The sequence below is a fragment of the Brevibacillus sp. RS1.1 genome (assembly GCF_013284365.1).
GTDB classification, from domain to species: Bacteria; Bacillota; Bacilli; order Brevibacillales; family Brevibacillaceae; genus Brevibacillus; species Brevibacillus brevis_D.
Genome location: NZ_JABSVA010000026.1, coordinates 1 through 1,501 on the forward strand (window position 1 = coordinate 1; position 1,501 = coordinate 1,501).

Annotated in this window: 1 rRNA gene; it reads right to left on the minus strand. The window is 53.7% G+C overall.

The window, feature by feature from the left end:
* Window positions 1-1,499: ribosomal RNA gene (locus HP570_RS29065) — 23S ribosomal RNA — on the minus strand; the annotation flags it as partial.
* Window positions 1,500-1,501 lie beyond the last annotated feature (2 nt).

Genomic DNA, 1,501 nt, shown 5'->3' on the forward strand with positions numbered 1-1,501 from the left:
TAGGCCGCTCACCCTATCCTCCTGCGTCACGCCATTGCTCAAGCGGAACAGAGGTGGTACAGGAATATCAACCTGTTGTCCATCGCCTACGCCTTTCGGCCTCAGCTTAGGTCCCGACTAACCCTGGGAGGACGAGCCTTCCCCAGGAAACCTTAGGCTTTCGGTGGACAAGATTCTCACTTGTCTTTTCGCTACTTACACCGGCATTCTCACTTCCAAGCGCTCCACCGCTCTTTCCAGTACGGCTTCACTGCTGCTTGGAACGCTCCCCTACCCAGTCCGTAAGGACTGCCATAGCTTCGGTGATACGTTTAGCCCCGTTACATTTTCCGCGCAGAGTCACTCGACCAGTGAGCTATTACGCACTCTTTAAATGGTGGCTGCTTCTAAGCCAACATCCTGGTTGTCTGGGCAACTCCACATCGTTTCCCACTTAACGTATACTTGGGGACCTTAGCTGATGGTCTGGGCTGTTTCCCTTTTGACGATGGATCTTAGCACTCACCGTCTGACTCCCGGACATAAGTCATTGGCATTCGGAGTTTGACTGAATTCGGTAACCCGATGAGGGCCCCTAGTCCAATCAGTGCTCTACCTCCAAGACTCTAAATTCCGAGGCTAGCCCTAAAGCTATTTCGGGGAGAACCAGCTATCTCCGAGTTCGATTGGAATTTCACCGCTAGCCACACCTCATCCCCGCACTTTTCAACGTGCGTGGGTTCGGGCCTCCAGTAGGTGTTACCCTACCTTCACCCTGGACATGGCTAGATCACACGGTTTCGGGTCTACGGCAGCGTACTATCGCCCTATTCAGACTCGCTTTCGCTGCGGCTCCGTCTCTTCAACTTAACCTCGCACGCTACCGTAACTCGCCGGTTCATTCTACAAAAGGCACGCCGTCACCCTTTTAACGGGCTCCGACTATTTGTAAGCACACGGTTTCAGGTACTATTTCACTCCCCTCCCGGGGTGCTTTTCACCTTTCCCTCACGGTACTGGTTCACTATCGGTCGCTAGGTAGTATTTAGCCTTAGCAGATGGTCCTGCCAGATTCACACGGGATTTCACGTGTCCCGCGCTACTCGGGGTTGGTCTCGGAGAGACGCGCGTTTAGGTTACGCGACTATCACGCTCTATGGTCAGCTTTCCCAAGCTGTTCACCTACGCGCGTCTTTTGTAACTCCATGTGAGACGCCCCACAACCCCGCCGGGTAAACCCGACGGTTTAGGCTCTTCCGCGTTCGCTCGCCACTACTGACGGAATCACTATTGTTTTCTCTTCCTCCGGCTACTTAGATGTTTCAGTTCACCGGGTCTGCCTTCTCATCACCTATGTATTCAGTGAAGGATACCATCCCATTACAGATGGTGGGTTTCCCCATTCGGAGATCCCCGGATCAAAGCGTGCTTACCGCTCCCCGAGGCTTATCGCAGTTCGCTGCGTCCTTCTTCGGCTCCTAGCGCCAAGGCATCCACCGTGTGCCCTTAGTAACTTAACCAC